The following is a 20,603-nucleotide window of genomic DNA, read 5'->3' on the forward strand; positions in this document are numbered from 1 at the left end:
GTCCGTGGATCCCGCCAATGCCGTGCTGAAGACCAGGCTCGCCGAGGCCGAAGCGGCCAAGGCGGCCGGGCGGTTCTGGGCGCTGACCACGATCGGGGAGGAAAAGGCCACCAACCCCTTCTTCCGCGCCGGACAAGCCGCGCTCGCAACCTCTGCGGGCCTTGCCGGGGGTGAACCCGGCAAGGTCTTCGCCGCCCTTCGTGAAGCCAAGAACAGGTTCTGAGCGATGACGATGAACCGGCTAGACGGGTTGAGCGCGGCAGGGATCATTCGCCTGCTCGAGCTCAAGCCGCATCCGGAAGGCGGGCATTATCGCGAGACCTTTCGCGACGGGGCAGGACCGGAGGGGCGCGGCTTTTCGACGGCGATCTATTATCTGCTCGACACCGGCGAGACATCGGAATGGCACCGCGTCGATGCAGCCGAGATCTGGCATCACTATGCCGGTGCGCCGTTGGTGATCAGCGTGTCCCCAAACGGCCATGACGCCTCGGCGCATCATCTCGGCCGCGATCTCCTCGCCGGACAGCGCCCGCAATTCGTGGTGCCGACCGGCTGGTKGCAAAGTGCGACGTCGCTCGGTGCCTGGACGCTGGTCGGCTGCACGGTCGCGCCCGGTTTCGACTTCTCCGGCTTCGAGATGGCGCCACCGGGCTGGCGGCCTCAACCCCGCGCGGCACGAGGCGCCTGATGATCTCTGATGTTCCGTACGATCCGGCATGCATCGCCGAATGCGAAAGGCGCATCGTCAACGCCTGGCCGGCTCCCTCGACGCTGCTGATCGGCGACTGGGTCGTGCGCTTCGCCAACGGCTATTCCGGCCGGGCGAATTCCGCCTCGCCCTTGAAGCCGGAGGCCGAACTCGACGATGCGACCCTCGAACTGATCGAGGAATTCTACAAGGCTGACGGCCTCCCGCCCTGTGTCAGGCTGACCCCGCTGATCTCGGCAGCAACGCGCGAGCGCATCCTCGCCCGCGGCTACCGGCTGAAGGATGCATCCTTTGGGCTGATCGCCGATCTCGACGGCAAGCCGCCGGAGGTCGAACCCGCGCTTCAGATCGAGGCCCGTCCGAGCCGGGACTGGATTGCGGGAGTGACGTCGCACCAGACCGGCTCGAGACGCAGCGAGACCAAGCTGGCGGCGATCGTCGAGAAGGTGCGCCTGCCTGCGGCTTTCGCCACGCTGTTCCATGGCGGCGAGCCGGTAGCCTATGGCATATGCGTCGCCGAGCGCGGCATGGCCGAGATCGGCTCGATCGTCGTCGATCCCGGTCACCGCGGACAGGGACTTGGCCGGCGCATGGTTTCCGGGCTCATGTCCTGGGCGCAGCTGCTCGATTGCGACCGTGCCTATCTCCAGGTCGACCAGACGAATGCGGTCGCGATCAGCCTCTATGCGAGCCTCGGCTTTCGCCGGCTCTATGCCTACGAGACGCGCATCCTGGAATGACACCGCGGCTTGGCCGCCTTCACTGGCGACCCAGGAAAGGCCCGCGATCCAGGCCCGAACATCGGCAGGCTGCAATCAGGGACGGGGTCGGCTCGCCGCCGTCCTCATCATCCTGCGCTACACCGTCACTTGCGTCCCGACCTCGACCACGCGTCCCGTCGGGATCTGGAAGAAGCTGGTCGCGTCCGTCGCGCTCTTGGTCAGGGTGATATAGAGCTTGTCCTGCCAGATCGGCATGCCCGATTGCGGTGAGGCCTTGATCGAGCGCCGCGACAGGAAGAACGAGGTCGACATGATGTCGAACTTGAAGCCCTGCTTGCGCAGCATGGCGAGCCCTTTGGGCACGTTCGGGCTCTCCATGTAGCCATAGACCAGTTCGACACGCCAGAAATCGTCGGTGATGCGCGAGAGGCGAACGCGCTCTTCGTCGGCGACGCGTGGCGTATCGGCCGAGCGCACGGTCAGGATAACGTTGCGATCATGCAGCACCTTGTTGTGCTTCAGGTTGTGCAGCAGCGATGCCGGGGCCGTCTGCGGGTCGCTGGTCAGGAACACCGCCATGCCCTTGACCCGGACAGGCGGGCTCTTGGAGAGCATCGCGACCAGCTCGAGCAGCGGGACATCGGTCTTGCGGGTCTTGTCGAACAGGATCCGGGTGCCGCGCACCCAGGTCGCCATCAGGACGACCAGGGCGATGGCCAGCAGCACCGGCATATAGCCGCCACTGAAGAGCTTGAGCAGGTTCGCGGTAAAGAATGCGACGTCGATCACGAGGAACGGCAGGATCAACGCCGCGGCGGCCGGGCGGCTCCAGCCCCAGCTCTTCTCGATGACGATGAAGGCCAGCAGCGAACTGACGACCATCGTGCCGAAAACCGCGATACCATAGGCATGCGAGAGGCTCGACGACGTCTTGAAGCTCCAGACCAGCAGCAGCACCACGAGCAGCAGCAGCATGTTGATGCGCGGAATATAGATCTGCCCGGAGGTGTGCTCGGAGGTATGGCGGATTTCCAAGCGCGGCATCAGGCCGAGCTGGATCGCCTGTCGGGTCAGCGAGAAGGCCCCGGTGATCACGGCCTGACTGGCAATGATCGTTGCAACCGTCGCCATGATCACGAGCGGCAGGATGAAGCCTTCCGGCGCCAGCTTGTAGAACGGGTTGTCGATCGCGGTCGGGTCGGACAGAACCAGCGCGCCCTGGCCGAGATAGTTCAGCACGAGAGCCGGGAAGACGAGGTAGATCCAGGCGCTACGGATCGGTCCACGGCCGAAATGGCCCATGTCGGCATAGAGCGCTTCTGCGCCCGTCACGGCCAGGCAGACCGAGCCGAGCACGGCCAGCGACACGTTCGGATGATCGACGAAGAAGCGCAGGCCATAATAGGGATTGATCGCTGCGAGCACGCCGACATCGTCCGCGATGTGGAGAATGCCGAGCCCCGCCAGGGTCGCGAACCAGATCAGCATGATCGGCCCGAAGAAGGTCGCCACCTTGGCGGTGCCATGGCTTTGCACCATGAACAGGCCGACGAGGATCACGGACGCGATCGTGACGACGTAGTCGTCGAGAGCCGGCGTCACGAGCTTGATGCCTTCGACCGCGGAGAGCACCGAGATCGCGGGTGTAATCACCGCATCGCCATAGAACAGAGCAGCGCCGGCCATGCCGAGGAAGAGCACCACTCCTCCCCGCATGCGGCCAAGCGCGCGCTGCGCCAGCGCCACCAATGTCAGGATGCCGCCTTCGCCATTATTGTCGGCTCGCATCAGCAGCACGACATATTTCAGCGTGACGACAATGACGAGCGACCACAGGATCAGCGAAAGCACGCCAATGACGATGTCGCGCGGCACCGCCGCCATTTCACTCCCGCCGCCGCTATGCACCGCCGCGGCCGTAACGATGGTCTCGCGCAGGGCGTAAAGCGGGCTCGTACCGATATCGCCATAGACGACGCCAAGCGCCCCAAGTGCGAGAGCCGTGTAGCTTGCGGTCGAATGCCCGCCTGTCGCAGAAGAGCCGTGCCCGTCTTCAAGGCCGAAACGTGTCTCGCCAACCTGTCCGGTCGGCGGAGTCGGCTGCTCATGCCCCATCAGGGTTCTCCGCGGGTGCTGCAATGCAGCGAAAGGCCGGGGCCTCTAACATAACGCCGCCACCGCGCAAAGGCGCGCGGCCGAACCGCGCACAAGGAGAGCCGGCTCATTCCGCCGCATCGGCGCGCATCCCGTAGCGTCGCTCGATATAGGCGTTGACCATGTCCTTGAATTCGGATGCGATTCCGGCGCCGCGCAATGTCGCGACCTTCTTGCCGTCGACGAAGACCGGAGCGGTCGGGACCTCGCCCGTTCCCGGCAGCGAGATGCCGATATCGGCATGCTTGGATTCGCCCGGCCCATTCACGATGCAACCCATCACCGCGACGTTCAGCATCTCGACGCCGGGATAGCGGGTCTTCCAGTCCGGCATCGAGGACGAAATCCAGTTCTGGATATCCCGCGCCAGTTCCTGGAACACCGTCGATGTCGTGCGGCCGCAGCCGGGACAGGCCGCGACCAGCGGCACGAAGGCGCGGAACCCCATGGTCTGCAGCAATTCCTGCGACGCCTTGACCTCCAGCGTCCGGTCGCCGCCGGGCTCCGGGGTCAGCGAGAAGCGGATCGTGTCGCCGATGCCTTCCTGCAGCAGGATACCGAGCGCAGCCGAGGACGCGACCAGCCCCTTCGACCCCATGCCCGCTTCGGTCAGGCCGAGATGAATGGCATAGTCGCCGCGCTCCGCAAGCGTCCGGTAGACCGCGATCAGATCCTGCACGCCCGAGACCTTGGCCGAAAGGATGATGCGGTCCTTGGCCAGCCCGATCTCTTCGGCCCGTTGAGCCGAGAGCAGGGCCGACTGCACCATGGCCTCGCGCATCACTGCCCGCGCATCGAGTGGCTGCGGGGAGGAGGCATTCTCGTCCATCAGCGCGGTCAGCAGCTCCTGATCGAGCGAGCCCCAGTTGGCGCCGATACGGACTGCCTTGCCATGCTTGATCGCGAGCTCGACGATCTGGCCGAATTGCCGGTCCTTCTTGTCCTTGAAGCCGACATTGCCGGGATTGATCCGGTATTTTGCCAGCGCCTCCGCGCAGGCCGGGTGATCCGTCAGCAGCTTGTGGCCGATATAGTGGAAATCGCCGACCAGCGGCACGTCGATGCCGAGGATATCGAGGCGCTCGCGGATATGCGGCACGGCAGCCGCAGCCTCGTCACGATCGACGGTGATGCGAACGAGCTCGGACCCCGCACGCGCAAGCGCGGCGACCTGCCCGACGGTGGCCGCGATATCGGCAGTATCGGTATTCGTCATAGACTGCACGACGATCGGCGCGCCGCCGCCAACCTCGACGGTTCCGACCTTAACCGKAACTGTGTAGCGGCGCGGCCGCGGCCCGGCGACATCGGCAAGCGCGGCCGTAAGAACCGTTTCATTCATGGGGATGTGCGCTCCGGCAATGGTCGCAGCGACCGACGATCTCGACGACCTGATGCGAGGGCACGAATTGTCGCCCATGTACGATCGCCGCCACCGCCTGACGCATGGCCGGCGAGGAATCCTCGTCGACGCCGCCACAGGTCTCGCAGATCAGGAAGGCGACAACGTCGCTGGCGCCGTGACCGTGCAGGCAGGCGACATAGGCATTGCGCGAGCTCAGGCGGTGCACGAACCCCTGCTCGACCAGGAAATCCAGGGCGCGATAGACCGAGATCGGTGCGAGACGCCGGCCACCGGGCGGCGAAATGCGATCGGCCAGATCATAGGCGCCGACCGGGCGATGGTCGGCATGCAGGGCCTCCAGGGCCTTGCGACGGATCGGCGTCAGTCTCAGGCCGCGCTCCCGGCAGAGCTTCTCGKCGCGCGCCAGCGCTTCCGCGGCATGACGCTGGTGATCCTGGGCATGGCGACAGGCCGCATGGTCATGGCCGTCATGCGCGTGGGCGTGTGGCTGCATTTTCATCATGTTGCGTTGCAATACTACATCGGGCAACGTGCCGCGACCGCCTTTGCGGGGACGGAAAGACTGCCCGTTCAAATATGCAACGTAAGCATTTTCTCAGCCCGTGTCAGGAGCCTCGACGCTCATGTTCCTTAAAGATCGTACCGCCCTCGTCACCGGATCGACCTCCGGCATCKGTCTCGCCTATGCGCGCGCACTCGCCAGGGAAGGCGCCCATCTTGTCATCAACGGCATCATGCCGGCCCCCGATGCCGAGGCGCTGCGCAGCGGACTCGAGAAGGAGTTCGGAATCAAGGCCCAGTTCTCGCCGGCCGACATGACCAAGCCGGCCGAGATCGCCGCCATGGTTGCGGAGGCGGAGAAGACATTCGGCGCCATCGACATCCTGGTGAACAATGCCGGGATCCAGCATGTCGCGCCGGTCGACGAGTTCCCAATCGAGAAATGGGACCAGATCATCGCGATCAACCTGTCCTCGGCCTTCCACACCACCCGCGCCGCGCTGCCCGGAATGAAGCGCAAGGGCTGGGGCCGGATCATCAACACTGCGTCGGCCCATGCCTTTGTCGCCTCGCCCTTCAAGTCGGCCTATGTCTCGGCCAAGCACGGCATTGCCGGCTTCACCAAGACGGTCGCGCTTGAAGTMGCAACCAAAGGCATCACGGTCAACGCCATCGCACCCGGCTACGTCTGGACCCCGCTGGTCGAGAAGCAGATCCCCGATACGATGAAGGCGCGCGGGTTGACCAAGGAGCAGGTCATCAATGACGTGCTGCTCGAGGCCCAGCCCACCAAGGAGTTCGTGACGGTCGAGCAGGTCGCGGCGCTCGCGATCTTCCTTTGCACGGATGCGGCGAAATCTATCACCGGTGCCACCTTGCCGATGGATGGCGGCTGGACCGCAGCGTGACCGGCAGGCGCAGGACCGGCGCGCGTCTGGTCGAGGGCCTCGCCGGTCCCAAGGCCGAGAAGAGCGTTTCCCTTGCTCTCCAGGGTGGTGGCGCCCATGGCGCCTTCACCTGGGGCGTGCTCGATGCGATCCTCGAGGACGGACGCCTCGCCATCGAGGCGCTGTCTGGCACCAGCGCCGGTGCGATGAACGCAGTCGTGCTTAGCGAGGGCTGGATCGACGGCRGCATCGACGGCGCCCGCACCCAGCTCGAGAATTTCTGGCGGCGCATCAGCGTCGACGGCAAATATGGCGGCTCCGAGCGTTCGCTGATCGACACCATGCTCGGCGCCTGGGGCAAGAACGGCACCCAGCCCGGACTGCTCTGGTTCGAGCTCTTTTCCAAGGTCGCGAGCCCCTATGACGTCAACCCGCTGAACATCAACCCGCTGCGCGGCGTGATCGCCGACCTGATCGACTTCGACAAGGTTCAGGCGTGCCGGGCGGTCAAGCTCTTCATTGCCGCAACCAATGTCCGCACAGGCAAGATCAAGGTCTTCAATGGCGACGAACTGACGGCCGACCACCTGATGGCCTCGGCGTGCCTGCCGATGCTATTCCAGGCGGTCGAGATCAAGGGCGAGGCCTATTGGGACGGCGGCTATATGGGCAACCCCGCCCTGTTTCCCCTGTTCTATGAGGCTACCGGCGACGACATCCTGCTGGTGCAGATCAACCCTCTGCAGCGCAAGGAACTGCCGACCAATGCCCGCGCCATCCAGGACCGGCTGAACGAAATCACCTTCAACGCCTCGCTGCTGCGCGAGCTGCGCGCCATCGATTTCGTCAATCGCCTGGTCGATGCCGGCAAGCTGCCCAAGGACGAGTACAAGCGCGTGCTGATGCACCGCATCGATGGCGGGCCGCCTCTGGCCGAGTTGACCAGTTCCACGCGCATGAACGCGGAATGGGACTTTCTGCTGCGGCTGCGCGACATGGGCCGCGCTGCCGCGAAGCGCTGGCTGAAACGCAATTACGACGCCATCGGCGTCCAGGGAACGCTCGACCTGAAGGAGGCGATCTCCTAGGGCATCGGCCCGGAAAGTGGATTGCGGCTTTCGTGAAAGCCCATGCAACCGCAGACGTTAGATCATGGGATCGGATACGATATGCCCCATGATCGGGGCCATCGGGTCAGGCGATACTCAATCGCCAGACCGTGCTCTTCTTGATCTCGGCGTCTTCCAGCGAGCGCGTCACGGGGACTTCATAGGTCGCCAGTTCCTGCAAGCGCTGCCGCGGCAGATAGCTGCGCCCCGGATCGCCGATCAGCACTTCGGCGCCGCGGGCAACCAGCCCCGAAAGCCAGTCGACCACGCTCTCCGCCATGGCCCGTTCATAGCAGACATCGCCGGCGCAGATCAGCTCCCAGCCGTCATCGCGCCCGATCAGGTCTTCCAGAGCTGCAGTCACCGAGACACCGTTCGCCTCCGCGTTCAGCGTGATCGCCTCGGCCGCGAAAGCATCGATATCGCAAGCCTGAACATGGGCCGCCCCGGCTTTTGCCGCCGCGATCGCGACGAGACCCGAGCCGCTGGCAAAATCGAGCACGCGCTTGCCGCGCACGATCTCGGGATGATCGAGAAGGTGCCGTGCCAGCGCCTGTCCGCCTGCCCAGGCGAAGGCCCAGAACGGCGGCGGCAACCCGATGACCGCAAGCTCGTCCTCTGTCTTCTGCCAGAGTTCGGTCGCCTCCTCGGCGACATGCAGGCTGATTTCGGACGCATGAGGCACCGGCATCAGCCGCGTATGCGCGAGGATGAAGCCGCGCCGATCAAGCGTGGCGAGCGGCGCGCTCACGCCGCGACATCCGTCTGGGGCCGGGCCAAGAGGCCACGATAGAGCGCCTTCACCGCATCCATGACATCGCGTTCGGTGTGGCCATCGAGCAGACGGTTGCGCGCGCTCGCGCCCATCCGCTCGACCAGCCCCGGCGCAGCTGCGAGCACGATCAGCGCCTTGGCGAGCGCAGCCGCATCGTCCGACGGCACCACCATGCCGTCCTGCCCGTCGCGCACAAAGCTGCGGCAGCCCGGCACATCGGTCGTCAGGATAGCCCGGCCGCAGGCCGCCGCCTCGAGGATCGTTCGCGGCAGCCCTTCGCCGCCGCGCGATGGCAGGCAGCAGAGATGGTGGCTCCGCCAGACACCCTCGATATCGCGCGTCGGACCGGCCCAATGGATGCCGGGACGCGCAGCCCATTCCTTGAGAGTCGTCTCCGGGATCGCCTTCGGATTGGACGCGTCCGGCGCACCATGGATGGTGAGTTCGACGCGCGCGCCCTGCGCCCTGGCGAGCTTCACCGCCTCGACGGCGAGGTCGACGCCCTTCGACCAGAGCATGCGCGCGACCAGCGCGACCTTGAGCGGCGGCGCCGGCGGCATCGGCTCCGGCATCAGCACGAGCGGATCGACCCCCGCGCCGCCGACGATCGCGACCTTGCCCTTGTCTTGCGGATCGAACCCCAGCGTCACCGGATCATCGGGATTCTCGAACAGGAAGCGGACGCCGGGTCCGTCGATCGCCTCACGCAGCCAGGTCCGGGCGGCCAGCCGCGCAAGGGCGGCGAGCTGCCCCTGTCTGGCCCCGAGGAAGCCGAGCCCGGTCAGCGCATAGACGCGCCGGTCGATCCCGGCGAGCCTGCCGGCCAGCCCTGCCAGCGCGATCGGCTTCAGCGCGATGCAGTGCAGGATATCCGGCCGTTCGGCTGCGATCAGACGCTTCAGTGTCTGGACCTGGCGCACCAGTGCCAGCGGCGAGAGGCTGCCCCGTTCCGCTTCGAGCGCAATCAGCCGGGCGCCCGTCGCCTCGATGACGCGACGATGCTGGCGCTCCCGCGCGATCACGACGACATCCAGATCCAACTCGCGCGCAGCGCGCGCCATCGGCAGGAAATGCGAGGCGAAGAACCAGTCTTCCGTGACGACGAAGAGGAGTTTGGGGCGGCGCATGATGGCCGGACATGAGGCTGAAGCGGACGAGAAGGTCAAGCGGCCCGCTTGTCAGGGGCCGTGCCGCAGACCTGTCCGGCCACGAGCCAGACAAGGCCAAACCCTCCATGGCTCAGCTATGGCGCGGTTCCTTCAGGGTCGGCAGGAACCAGGCGAGCAGGCCTATCGCCGGCAGGAACGAGCAGATTCGATAGATCGTCTCGATGCCGAGCTGGTCGGCAAATTCGCCGAGCAGGGCTGCCGCAATGCCACCGAGTCCGAAGGACAGCCCGTAAAAGAAGCCCCCGACCAGTCCGATGCGGCCCGGCATCAGTTCCATCGCATAGATCAGGATGGCGGCGAAGGCGCTCGACATGATCAGGTTGATGATAATGGTCAGGACGCCCGTCCAGAAGAGGTCGGCATAGGGCAGCACGAGCGTGAAGGGCAGCGCACCCAGGATCGAGAACCAGATGATCTTGTTGCGCCCGATCCTGTCACCGAGCATGCCGCCGAACAGGGCACCGGCCGCCGAGGACCCCAGGAACAGGAACAGCATGACCTGGGAGGTCTGGACGGAAACGCCGAACTTCCCGATCAGGTAGAAGGTGTAGAACGAGCTGAAGCTCGCGCTGTACGCGTTCTTCGAGAACAGCAGAATAATCAGGATTGCGACGGCCGGAGCAACGCTCGCCAGGGGCGGTGCCGGGATCGCGACCGGGTCGGCTGCACCCGCGACCTTGCCGCGCACCTGCCGCGGACCGACGAGTGCGGACTGCCCTGCGGTCCAGACCATCAGTGCCATGGCGATCAGTGCCGCCGCCGAGAACCATGCCAGGCTGCCCTGGCCGTTCGGCACGATGATGAAGGCTGCCAGCAAGGGCCCAAGGGCGCCCCCGGTCTGACCGCCGACCTGGAAGATCCCCTGTGCCAAGCCATGCTGCCCGCCGGACGCATTGCGCGCCATGCGCGTCGCCTCGGGATGAAAGATCGATGAACCGATGCCGACGCAGGCTGCCGCCAGCAATAGCAGCGAATAGCTGCTGGCAAAGGCCAGGCCGACGAGGCCGAACAGGGAAAACCCCATGCCGACGACCATCGAATACGGCATCGGCTTCTTGTCGGTGTAGAGACCGACCAGCGGCTGCAGCAGCGAGGCCGAGACCTGAAATGTCAGGGTGATCAGCCCGATCTGTCCGAAATCGAGCGCATAGGCGGTCTTGATGATCGGATAGATAGCCGGAATCAGCGACTGAATCATGTCGTTGAGCAGGTGCGTGACGCTGAGGGCGATCAGCACGGGCATTGTTGCGCGACGGGCGATCCCGACCGGCGTAGTCACATTCATGAGCTATGACTTATGTTTCGGCTAACCAGTCAGTCGCTCACTAAAGCAAGCCGAGAGGCCGGACAATTTCATTGCCATGCTCTGCAAGCGATGCTGCGCGTCGCCCAGCGCGGACACTTCACGGCTGGACCAGTTGCGGCCGGACACTCAAACGGGTCCGGCCCTCCGGAGGTTGCGGAGAGCCGGACTGCAAGAGGCCACGCGCTGGCTCAGTAGAGGCTGCAGACCCGGCGGTGGCCGACGACGTCGCCGAAACGGTTGATGCGCTCGACCAGCTCGCAGCGGCGGACGGGAGCATCCTCCTCATAGACCGGCTCGGCATAGGCACGGCCAGTTGAGGCAGCGAGCAATCCGCCGACGGCCAGCGCTCCGACGATGCCGGCACCGACACCCCAATACGGGCCGCGGTAGCGCGGGCGGGCTTCGGCGCCACCTACGCTGGCGAGGAGCGCGGTGCCGAGCGTGAAGGCGGCGAGAGTGGCGGCCATGCTCTTCCGGAAGGTGGTCATCGTCTGTCTCCTGCAGCTCGATCGGGAGCGAACCATTCGCCCTCCATGACCATTGGTCGCGGCAAGCGCGCAGAAGGTTCAAAGCAGCGCCGTTTTTTTTTTCAGGGGCGAGCCGTCGACATTGGCAGGGCGCGCGACAGGGCCGCCGGTCCGTCGACCCGGCCCGCTCCGAAGACAGGGTCCTTGCCCCTGCCGCCGAGATCGACGGCGCTTTCGCTCAGGAGCCTGCGCACCTCATCGAGGCCGAGCTCCGGACGCTTCTCGAGCAGCAGTGCCACGAGTCCCGAGACATGGGCCGCTGCGATCGAGGTGCCTGACGAGAAGGCGTAGCGTCCTTGCGGCTCGGCCGCGAGCACATCGACTCCCGGTGCGGCAACCGCAATGTAATCACCCCGGTTGGCCCCGGAGAACGGCTTGTCGTCTGCATCGCTCGCAGTGACGGCAATGACATTCGGATCGGCGCCCGGATAGAGCGGCGCCGCCTTGGCTCCGCCATTGCCCGCGGCCGCGACCGCGATCATGCCCTTGGTCTTGGCCCCTGCGAGCGAGCGTGACAGCAGCCGGTCCTGCGGGCCGGCGAAGCTCAAGTTGAGAATGCGGGCGCCCTCGCCTGCCGCCCAGTCGAGCGCCGTCAGGATATGGAAGGTCGTGCCATTGGCGGGCCCCGTCGTCGCCGCTCCCGAGAAGGCGCGCGCCGCCAGAAGCCGCGCGCCCGGAGCAATCCCCTGCAATTGCGCCTGCGCCAGGATCGCCGCCGCCATCGCAGTGCCATGCGCATCGGGTTGGCCTTCGCCGCCGAGCGCATCGAAGGAACCGGCAAGAACACCCTGCAGCTCCGGATGGCTGGTATCGGCACCGGAATCGATCACGGCCACGCGGATCGCCGCACCGCGCGCGATCTTGTGCAGATCGTCGAGATGCAGCTTCTCGACCACATATTGCGGCTGCAGCTCGCGCTTGGGCACAGTCGAGACAAGTGGCGGGATCGGAGGAAGATCCGGGATGACGATCGTTTTTTCGGCATCGTCAGGCCTGCCTGCTGGCGGTACCGGTACACCATCCGCGCCCGCCGGCTGGGCGGTGCCCTTCGGTTCGTCCTGCTGCAAGGTATAAAGATAGTTCGGCTGGGCACTGGCGACGCGCGGATCGCTCACCATCTCGGCCAGCACGCCCCTGGCGCTGCGGCCGCCCTCGAGACGCGCACGAATGATGGTCATGCCGGCAAGCGCGAACCGCCGGCTGGCAATCTGCGTCGCGCGATAGCGGCGAAGCACCGCCTCGGCTTGCGCATTCGGCGCAAGCTCGAACAGGATCTCCTCATTGACCAACCGCCGTTCGGTGGCCGGCGGGACGATCACATTGGGCTGACGCGCGGCCGGCCGGGCGGCTCGGGTCGGCGGCGGTGAGACGGGAGGAGCGGCGCGCCGCGTCCGGGGCGGCGCAACCTCTCGAACCGACGGCGGCCGCCGCGGCCTGCGCAACACCGGCTCCTCCTCATAATCCTCGATGATGACCGGCCGGCGGCTCGCTTGATCCAGGATCAACCCGCCGATGATGCCGGCGCCGACACCGACGGCCGCGGGCCCCCAGCTACCTCCGCCCGGATATCGTCCAGGATAACGAGGCGGCCGCCCAGGCGCGCCACCGGGACGCTGGTCGGGATAGGGCCTGGTCGTCGGGACGCGATCGCTTCCTGTCTCCGACCTCTGGCTCAGTCCCTGGCCCTGGCCGAAGCGCTGACCGCCGGTCCTGAAATCTTGAGCGGAAGCTGGGAAAATCAGCCCGATGAGCCAGACAAGGGCGGCGCAACCGGCAAATCGCGCCCACTGTTGATGCGACCTCCCGCTGGTTTGACGGAGCACGGCACCCACTCCCCATTTCGGCCCCAAGGCCAGCATCCCAAAGCCCCCGTCGCGCCCGCTACGGGGCCGGCGCTACGAAGCTGATGATCGCAGCCTCGGCCTTCATCCGCGCCGCGATGGCGTCGACCTGCGCCGGCGTCAGCTTCGCGTCGCCGACGCGCACCTTGAAGAAGCCGTTGGCGCGCGGACCGTCGACCACCGACGCCTCGTAGCGCTTGAAGAAAGCGGCAATGTCGGCGGCCCTTGCATCCGGTACGAAGCTGAGCAGGACATAACGCTCCGAGGACGATGTTCCCGGCGCAGACGCAGTCCGGAACCCACCCCCGCCACCGCGCAGGGCAACGCCCGTCAGCGCAACGCCCTGAATCGCGATCAATGCCAGAGCCGCGGCGCTGGCATAGGCAAGCTTTCGCGGCGGCAGCGCCGCCAGCCATTGGCCGAGCCAGCTCAGGAAGCCGCCGCGGGCCCGTGCCAGAAGCGGCGCCTGCTGCGGTTCGGCTTCGATGCCGGCCATCAGACGGTCGAGCGCGCGTGGCGAAGGGGCGCCCAGGCTCTCGTTGAGCAGGATCGTCTCCGCCATATCCTCACGGATGATCTCGAGCCGTGCGGCGAGTTCAGGATCAGTCGCCAGCGCCGTCTCGACGCGCGCCTTGTCGGCAGCCGAAATGCGGTCATTGGCGTAGAAGGGCAGCAGCTCTYCGAGCTCACGTCGCCTCGGATCGGTCGCGATGCCCTCAGTCATGGCGCACCTCCCGATTGGGCGGATCGAACCGGCCTCCGAAAGCACTCATGGCCAGCCCCGATCGATCCCGGCCGCCTTGAGCAGCTCGCCCAGCTTCTTGCGGGCATGGAAGAGCCGCGTCTTGACGGTGTTCTCGGGGATGCCGACAATCCGCGCCACCTCCTCCACGGAGGTCTCGTGATAATAGACGAGATCGATGACCTCGCGGTGTTCGAGGCTGAGTTTCCCGAGGCAGGCCCTGATCGCGAGACCCTTGTCCTGCTTCTGCAGCACGATTTCAGGATCGTCCGCCTCGTCCTCGATGGATTCGGCGAATTCGTCGTCCAGGCCAGCCTCGCGCCGCTTGCGCAGCAGCGAGTAGGCCTTGTTGCGGGTGATGGCGAGGAGCCAGGTCGTGACGCTGGCGCGCGCCTCGAACCGGTCCGCCTGCCGCCAGAGGTCCATGAAGACGTCACTGATCACATCCTCCGCAACCGTCTCGTCGCGCACGAGCCGCAGCGCGAAACGATAGACATGCACCTGGTGCCGCGAGAACAGCACCTTCATCGCGAGCCGGTCGCCCGAGGCGATCCGCTTGACGAGGTCTTCGTCGGACTCGGTATGCATCGCGCGGGGCCCTGCATGCCGGCTCGCAGGTTTGTCGCTGCGAATGCGGCGGAGGTTCAATCCGTTCCAAGATTAATGGCTCGCACGCATTGCGCCAGCCATTTGCTGCGACATCCTCAACCTGGGGTCGCGAACCCTGCCGCCGCAGCAGAGCCGCCCCCGAGCCGATCGCAGGGCGGGCCTGCTTTGCCAGCCTTCCGCCGCGCCGCGGAATCGTGGAAGCATGCGCCCTCGAACAAGGGGAGTTGGATATATGGCCGTTGCCAAGAGCGCGCGTGAGACTGTCTACCGGACGCAGAACTGGAACCTGACCAAGCCCTCGGCGCGCGGAAAGAACGGCATTGTCGTCTCGCAGAACCGCGAGGCAGCCGCAGCCGGCGCAGCGATCCTGGACGCTGGCGGCAATGCCGCAGACGCCGCCGTCGCTGCCTGCTTCGCGCTCGCCGCGGTCGAACCCTGGAACAGCGGTCTCGGCGGCATCGGCTTCGCGGTCGTGCTGAAGGCCGGTGAGCAGCGGGCGCAGGTCATCGATTTCGGCCCCGTCGCGCCCCGTCGCGCCGATCCGGCGGACTACCCGCTGACCGGCGCGATGAAGAAGGACCTCTTCACCTGGCCGGAGGTGGTGGACGACCGCAATATCCACGGACCGCTCTCCTTCTGCATCCCTTCGTCGGTTGCGGGCTATGCGGCGCTGAAACAGCATTTCGGCAGCGGACTGCCGGTCTCCGACCTCCTCGCCCCTGCGATCGCGCTCGCCAGGCGCGGGCTGGCGCAGGACTGGTACACGACGCTGAAGATCGCCTCCTCGGCCTCGGTCTTGCGGCTCTATGAAGAAAGCGCCCGCATCTATCTGCCTGGCGGCCTGCCGCCGGTGCCGCCCTATCAAGGTGTCCCGGGCTTCATGAGGCTCGGCAATCTTGCAGCGACCCTGGAGCGCCTGGCCGAGGCCGGCCTGCGCGACTTCTACGAAGGCGAAACCGCAAGGCGCCTCGCAGCCGATATCGCGGCAGTGGGCGGCGTCGTCGATGCGACCGACCTCGCAGGCTGCGAAGCGACCGTCCGGCAGGCTCCCGTGATCGACTGGCGCGGAACGCATCTGCTGCACACGGCCGGCGGGCTGACGGCCGCCCCGACGCTCGCCGCAGTCGTCGAAGGCATGGCGGCAGTCGCTCCGCCGACGGGAGGCCCGGACGCCGCCTGGTTCGCAAAGCTCTCGACGGTGATGCGCGAGGCCTATGCCGAGCGCCTCTCCGGACTCGGCGCCGCACAAGCTGCACCGGAACCGGCCGACACCTGCACCACGCATCTGACCGTGGTCGATGGCGAGGGCAATCTTGTCGCCATTACCACCACGCTGCTCTCGTCGATGGGCAGCCGCGTCGTGCTGCCCGAGACCGGCGTGCTGATGAACAACGGCATGATGTGGTTCGATCCGCGCCCCGGCAGCGCCAATGCGATCACCCCTGGCGCGCGACCGCTCTGCAACATGTGCCCGGTCGTGGTGACTCCGAAGGACGGCAACTGGCCGCGGTTTGCCATGGGCGCCTCGGGCGGCCGGCGCATCCTCGCCAGCGTCTACCAGAGCCTGGCCTGGACGCTCGATTTCGGCATGGACGTCGGCGAGGCCGCCCATGCGCCGCGCATCGACGTCTCCGGGCCGGATTCGACCAGCGCCGATTGCCGCCTGCCCGACGATGTTCTCGATGCGCTGGAAGCGGCCGGACCGGTCTCGATCGTCGAGCACGGGGTGCTGCCGATCAACTTCGCCTGCCCGAACCTGATCCGCGCCGACACCGACGGCGCGGAGGGTTGCAGCGATCTCGTATCGCCCTGGTCGGCCGCGGTCGCGGCAGCCCCTGCGGCCTGACGCGACTCCGCCCTGCGCCGGTCAGGCCCGGCGCAGGCCCCACGGATAGGGCGCGGAGCCCGGCAGCATGCCGGTCAGGCTCTTGCGATAGGCCGTGCGAATAGCGAACTGGCCGAGCGGGATGGTCGCAACCTCTTCCAGCGCCAGCCGCGCCAGGGCAACGGCCGCCTTCTTCTGGCCAGCCGCATCGGCGGCGTAGAGCCACTCCTCGGCCAGTTTCTCGGCGGTCTCGTTCTCCMACCAGCCGAACCAGCCCTTCGCTCCCTGACCACGGACGAGCAGCGACAGGGCCGGGTTGCTCCAGCCCACCGCCGGGCCGGTGGTGTGAAATATGCTCCAGCCGCCCTTCTCGACGCTTTCGCGATTGCCGCGACGCTGCACGACCGTGCCCCAGTCGCTGTCGGCCATCTGCACATTCATGCCGAGACGCTGCAGCAATTCACCGGTGACCTGCCCGAGCGGGCCGATATCGGGGAAATCGGTGGCGCTGATGATGACGACCTTCTCGCCAGCATAACCGGACGCCGCCAGGGCGGCCTTCGCCTTGTCCAGTTTTTGCGGCATCAGGTCTTCCTGCTCGCCGGTATAATAGGGCGTGCCGCGCGGCCAGAGGCTGCGGCAGGTCTGCCAGAGCGTGGTGTCGTCGCCCTGCGTCGCCTGCATGTAATCCTCCTGGTTGACCGCCATGCGAACGGCTTGGCGCACCTTGGGATTGTTGAAGGGCGGGTGCAGGTGGTTCAACCGCATGATCGCCATCCGGCCGGAGGTGTCGGTCGCCTCCCGCCTGATCTCGGGATTGCTCGCGAGCAGCGGCTGCAGGTCGGTCAACGGACGCTCCCACCAGTCGACCTCGCCCTTCATCAGGGCCGAAGCCGCGGTCGCGGGATCGGGCAGGACCTGCCATTCCACCCGCTCGAAATAGCCGGTCTTGCCGCCGGCGTTGCGGCTCGCCGGCTCGGGACGCGGCTTGTAGCCGGCGAATTTCTCGTAGACCACCCGGCTGCCGGAGACATACTCGCCCGGGATGAAGCGGTAGGGGCCGGAGCCGACGATCTCCGTCACCTGCTTGCTGGCATCGGTMACGGCCAGCCGTCCGGGCATGATGAAGGGCGGCGTATCGACCTTGGCGAGAGCCTCGAGCATCGTCGGGAAGGCGCGCGTCAGCTTGATCTCGAAGACCCGGTCATCGACGACCTGCCAGCTCTCGACCACCTTGGCCAGCAACTGCCCGTACGGGTCGCGCTGGCACCAGCGCTTCAGGCTGGCGACGCAATCGGCGGCCTTGACCGGCGCGCCGTCATGGAAGACCAGACCGTCACGAAGCGCGATGCGCCAGGTCTTGCCATCGTTCAGCACCTCGTGCCCTTCGGCCATTTGTGGCTGCGGCTTGAAGTCCATATCGGCGCCGAAGAGCGTGTCGAAGACATAGTAGCCGTGATTATTGGTCACGGTCGCGGTGGTCCAGATCGGGTCGAGCGCGCTCAGATTGGCCTGCGGCACGAATTTCATCAGCGTGGAGCGCCCGGCCTGGGCCCGGGCGAGAGACGTCAACGAGGCACTGCCGAGGCCGGCTGCGACGGCCCCCTTCAAGAATATACGGCGCTTCAACGGAAATCCCCTCTTGTCATTGTATTGGCGGCGACGGCGCGTCAGTCGAACCCCAGGAACCCTGGACTGTCGCTCAGGCGTCGAGCCTTCGCCAGCGCGGCGATGTCCGGCACCGGTCGCGCCGTACGTGGATCGCCTGCCAGCACCCGCTCGAGGGCCGCCGCAACGGCAAGCGCCTTGGCGTCGCCGCCGCGCGGACCGACGATCTGCAAACCAAATGGCATGCCGTTGCGATCCAGTMCGACCGGCAGCGAGATCGCGGGGTGGCCGACCACGGTGACGGCATAGGCCAGTGCCAGCCAGTGGAAATAGGTTCGCGTCGCCTTGCCGTCGATTTCGGCCGGATAGAGTTCGCTCCAGGGCCGCGGGCTCAACGTCACGGCCGGCGACAGGATGACGTCGAAGCGCGAGAAGAAGCTCTGCCAGTTCTTGTAGAGCACGGTCTGCTGCTTCAGCGCCTGGGTGACGTCGAGTGCGCTGTAGCGCAGTCCTTCCTCGACATTGGCGCGAACATTGGGGCCGACCTGTTCGGGCGTGTCGCGCACCCGCTCATGCATCGAGGCCAGGAAGGAGAGCGAGCGCAAGACCTCGAAGGTTTCGTCCGTGCCGCTGCAATCGGGCGTCGCCTCGTCAGCGACGGCAAAGAGGTGATTGAACAACCCGGTCTTCTCGGCAAAGACCTCACGGATATGCCGCTCGGTCGGCGCGAAACCGAAATCGGGCGTCAACGCGACCTTCAGCGAGGCAAGGTCGATCTCGGCCGGCCGCGCGAAATCCTCCGGTTTGCGCACGGTCTGGCCGAAGATCGTCGTTGCCAGCGGATCGCAGGCATCGTCCGAGACCATGGCCGAGAGCAGCAGGCAGAGGTCGGGCACGGTCCTCGCCATCGGGCCCAGCACACTCAGCGGGTTCCAGCCGAAGGGTCGCTTATCGCTCGGGACCAGCCCCGGTGTCGGCCGAAAGCCGACGACGCCGTTGAAGGCCGCCGGATTGCGCAGCGAGCCGCCCGTATCCGAGCCGGTCGCGATCGGCACCATGTTGGTTGCCRGCACGACGCCGGACCCGCCGGAGGAGCCCGCCGCCGATTTGGAGGGATCGAAGGGATTGCCGGTGACGCCATAGACGGCATTGCGCGTGTTCGCGCCGGCGCCCCATTCCGGCGTGTTGGTCTTTCCGGCGATGATGGCGCCGGCCTTGCGGACCGAGGCGACGATCAATTGGTCTTCAGGCGGCACGAAGTCCCGAAACAGCGGGCTGCCWTAGGTCGTCCGCAGGCCCGCGACATTCTCGAGATCCTTGATGCCGACCGGCAGGCCATGCAGGGCGCCGAGAGCATCGCCGCGCATCGTCGACTCATCTGCCATTCTCGCCGCCGCCCGCGCTCGCTCGTCATCGCGCGCAACCATGGCATTGACGGCCGGGTCGACGGCATCGATGCGGCGGATGCAGCTTTCCAGCAATTCGCTGGCTGAGAGGGACTTCGCCCCGATCAGGGCGCGCGCCTCGACGGCACTGAGATCGCAAGGTTCGCTCAAGGCAGGCCCCTCCATTGGCATGACGCGGCGCAAGGGCCGCGTCTCGTCAGCCAGATCGACAGGAGGCCAAGCTGGCATCGCGGGGACAGGCCTCGCAATGCACAGGATTGCATCGACCCGATGCGCCGGCCGGCGGTCGGGCCGATGGCCGGCTCGCGGGCCAAGATCGGGCCGCTTCGCCTACTGCATATTTGGCGGCAGAAGGTAAAGCGTCATGGCGAAAATCAGATAGACCATCAGCAGGAGCACGCCGACGAACCAGGTCGAGCGACCACCGCTGGTCGTCAGGAACGCGGTCAGCGTGGAAATGAGCACCATGACCACCGCGCCCGGCCAGAACAGCAAATTCATCGGCGCTGGACCGATGACGTAGCTGAGCAGGACCAGCACCGGAGCGACGAAGAGCGCGATCTGGGATGCGCTTCCCAAGGCGATGCCCACGCTCAGGTCAAGCCGGTTTCTGCTCGCGCCGGAGAACGCCGAGGCCATTTCGGCAGCGCCGCCGACCAGCGCCACGACGATGAATCCTACAAACGCAGGCGTCATTCCCAACGCAACAGCGGCTTGCTGCACGGATTCGATGAAGACTTCGCTGACCAGTGCCACGAGGACCKTAACGCCGGCCAGGGTCGCGAGAGCCAAGCCCAGCGGAAATGCCTCTTCGCCGGCCTCCGCTGTATCCGTGCTGCCGAAGAACTCCCGGTGTGACTTGAGCGAGAATACCAAGCCCAACGCATAGGTCCCGATCAGCAGCACCGACAGACCCACGCTCAATTGATGGGCGAAGCTCGATGACGCCACGGAGCCCGCATCGGGAACGATCGACGGAGCCAGCATGGCGACAACGGCAAGAAAGAGAAGGCTCGTTTGGAGGCGGGCACTGACCCGATTGTAGTCCTGCACATGGTATTTGAGACCGCCGATCAGAAATGACGCCCCCAGCATGAACAGAGTGTTGGTCACGATCGCTCCGGCGATGGACGCCTTCACCAACRTGAATTCACCGGCGCGTAGCGCGGCCAGCGCAATGATCAGCTCGGTCAGGTTGCCCAACGTGGCGTTGAGAAGGCCGCCCACGGCATCACCTGTCTTCACGGCAACGGACTCCGTCGCGTGACTCAGCAACGTCGCCAAGGGTACGAGTGCAAGTACGGCAAGCACGAACAGGAGTGTATGTGCTTCGGGCTTGAGGCG

General features: G+C 66.1%; 19 protein-coding genes. 6 read left to right on the forward strand and 13 right to left on the reverse strand.

The window, feature by feature from the left end; all coding sequences use genetic code 11:
* The 3 genes from AC1DJT_RS18735 to AC1DJT_RS18745 all read left to right on the forward strand — a co-directional run.
* Window positions 1–223, forward strand: a 223-nt coding sequence (locus tag AC1DJT_RS18735; protein WP_476834623.1) for a hydroxyacylglutathione hydrolase C-terminal domain-containing protein, incomplete at its 5' end; no start/stop codon positions are given.
* A gap of 9 nt (window positions 224–232) precedes the next feature.
* Window positions 233–691, forward strand: a complete 459-nt coding sequence (locus tag AC1DJT_RS18740; RefSeq protein WP_476834624.1) for a cupin domain-containing protein — start codon at window positions 233–235, stop codon at window positions 689–691.
* A complete protein-coding gene (locus AC1DJT_RS18745; RefSeq protein ID WP_441504297.1) occupies window positions 691–1,452 on the forward strand; it encodes a GNAT family N-acetyltransferase in 762 nt (253 codons plus the stop codon). The genes AC1DJT_RS18740 and AC1DJT_RS18745 overlap by 1 nt, the downstream gene beginning before the upstream one ends.
* Window positions 1,453–1,569: 117 nt before the next feature.
* Here AC1DJT_RS18745 and AC1DJT_RS18750 read toward each other — a convergent pair whose 3' ends face one another.
* From AC1DJT_RS18750 to AC1DJT_RS18760, 3 genes are all read right to left on the reverse strand, one after another.
* Window positions 1,570–3,549, reverse strand: coding sequence for a potassium transporter Kup (locus tag AC1DJT_RS18750; RefSeq protein WP_441504296.1), 1,980 nt, complete (start codon window positions 3,547–3,549; stop codon window positions 1,570–1,572).
* Between the two features lie 106 nt (window positions 3,550–3,655).
* Entirely contained in the window at window positions 3,656–4,930 is a 1,275-nt protein-coding gene (gene ispG / locus AC1DJT_RS18755; protein WP_476834625.1) for a flavodoxin-dependent (E)-4-hydroxy-3-methylbut-2-enyl-diphosphate synthase, read from the reverse strand.
* The gene (locus AC1DJT_RS18760; RefSeq protein ID WP_476834626.1) at window positions 4,923–5,447 is read right to left on the reverse strand and encodes a transcriptional repressor; all 525 of its coding nucleotides are present in this window, start codon (window positions 5,445–5,447) and stop codon (window positions 4,923–4,925) included. The genes ispG and AC1DJT_RS18760 overlap by 8 nt, the downstream gene beginning before the upstream one ends.
* A 130-nt stretch (window positions 5,448–5,577) precedes the next feature.
* Here AC1DJT_RS18760 and AC1DJT_RS18765 point away from each other — a divergent pair, with 130 nt between their 5' ends.
* Complete coding sequence (locus AC1DJT_RS18765; protein ID WP_476834627.1) at window positions 5,578–6,363, forward strand: 3-hydroxybutyrate dehydrogenase; 786 nt, start codon at window positions 5,578–5,580, stop codon at window positions 6,361–6,363.
* A complete protein-coding gene (locus AC1DJT_RS18770; RefSeq protein WP_476834628.1) occupies window positions 6,360–7,430 on the forward strand; it encodes a patatin-like phospholipase family protein in 1,071 nt (356 codons plus the stop codon). Before AC1DJT_RS18765 ends, AC1DJT_RS18770 begins: the two co-directional genes overlap by 4 nt.
* A gap of 106 nt (window positions 7,431–7,536) precedes the next feature.
* Here the strand turns inward: AC1DJT_RS18770 and AC1DJT_RS18775 are convergent, their stop codons facing one another.
* The 7 genes from AC1DJT_RS18775 to AC1DJT_RS18805 all read right to left on the reverse strand — a co-directional run bounded on the left by AC1DJT_RS18775 (window position 7,537) and on the right by AC1DJT_RS18805 (window position 14,399).
* Entirely contained in the window at window positions 7,537–8,142 is a 606-nt protein-coding gene (locus AC1DJT_RS18775) for a class I SAM-dependent methyltransferase (protein WP_441488328.1), read from the reverse strand.
* A gap of 56 nt (window positions 8,143–8,198) precedes the next feature.
* Window positions 8,199–9,353, reverse strand: a complete 1,155-nt coding sequence (locus tag AC1DJT_RS18780; RefSeq protein ID WP_441504294.1) for a glycosyltransferase — start codon at window positions 9,351–9,353, stop codon at window positions 8,199–8,201.
* Window positions 9,354–9,465: 112 nt separating this feature from the next.
* Entirely contained in the window at window positions 9,466–10,680 is a 1,215-nt protein-coding gene (locus AC1DJT_RS18785) for an MFS transporter (protein WP_441504293.1), read from the reverse strand.
* A gap of 209 nt (window positions 10,681–10,889) precedes the next feature.
* Complete coding sequence (locus AC1DJT_RS18790; RefSeq protein ID WP_441504292.1) at window positions 10,890–11,189, reverse strand: hypothetical protein; 300 nt, start codon at window positions 11,187–11,189, stop codon at window positions 10,890–10,892.
* Window positions 11,190–11,290: 101 nt separating this feature from the next.
* Window positions 11,291–12,733, reverse strand: coding sequence for a S8 family serine peptidase (locus tag AC1DJT_RS18795; RefSeq protein WP_476767684.1), 1,443 nt, complete (start codon window positions 12,731–12,733; stop codon window positions 11,291–11,293).
* A gap of 376 nt (window positions 12,734–13,109) precedes the next feature.
* Entirely contained in the window at window positions 13,110–13,793 is a 684-nt protein-coding gene (locus tag AC1DJT_RS18800; RefSeq protein WP_476834629.1) for a hypothetical protein, read from the reverse strand.
* A gap of 45 nt (window positions 13,794–13,838) precedes the next feature.
* The gene (locus AC1DJT_RS18805; RefSeq protein WP_441504290.1) at window positions 13,839–14,399 is read right to left on the reverse strand and encodes a sigma-70 family RNA polymerase sigma factor; all 561 of its coding nucleotides are present in this window, start codon (window positions 14,397–14,399) and stop codon (window positions 13,839–13,841) included.
* Between the two features lie 253 nt (window positions 14,400–14,652).
* Between AC1DJT_RS18805 and AC1DJT_RS18810 the strand changes: the two genes are divergently transcribed.
* Window positions 14,653–16,266 carry a gamma-glutamyltransferase gene (locus tag AC1DJT_RS18810; RefSeq protein WP_476775332.1) on the forward strand — a complete coding sequence of 538 codons (1,614 nt, stop codon included), beginning with the start codon at window positions 14,653–14,655 and terminating at the stop codon, window positions 16,264–16,266.
* A 21-nt stretch (window positions 16,267–16,287) separates the two neighbouring features.
* Here AC1DJT_RS18810 and AC1DJT_RS18815 read toward each other — a convergent pair whose 3' ends face one another.
* From AC1DJT_RS18815 to cax, 3 genes are all read right to left on the reverse strand, one after another.
* A complete protein-coding gene (locus tag AC1DJT_RS18815) occupies window positions 16,288–17,874 on the reverse strand; it encodes an ABC transporter substrate-binding protein (RefSeq protein WP_476834630.1) in 1,587 nt (528 codons plus the stop codon).
* Between the two features lie 41 nt (window positions 17,875–17,915).
* Window positions 17,916–19,409 (reverse strand): amidase, encoded by a 1,494-nt coding sequence (locus tag AC1DJT_RS18820; RefSeq protein WP_476834631.1) that lies wholly within the window; start codon window positions 19,407–19,409, stop codon window positions 17,916–17,918.
* Between the two features lie 180 nt (window positions 19,410–19,589).
* A partial coding sequence (gene cax / locus AC1DJT_RS18825; RefSeq protein WP_476834632.1) for a calcium/proton exchanger occupies window positions 19,590–20,603 on the reverse strand: 1,014 nt, incomplete at its 5' end.

It is taken from the genome of Allobosea sp. 05T422_2, from assembly GCF_056396265.1.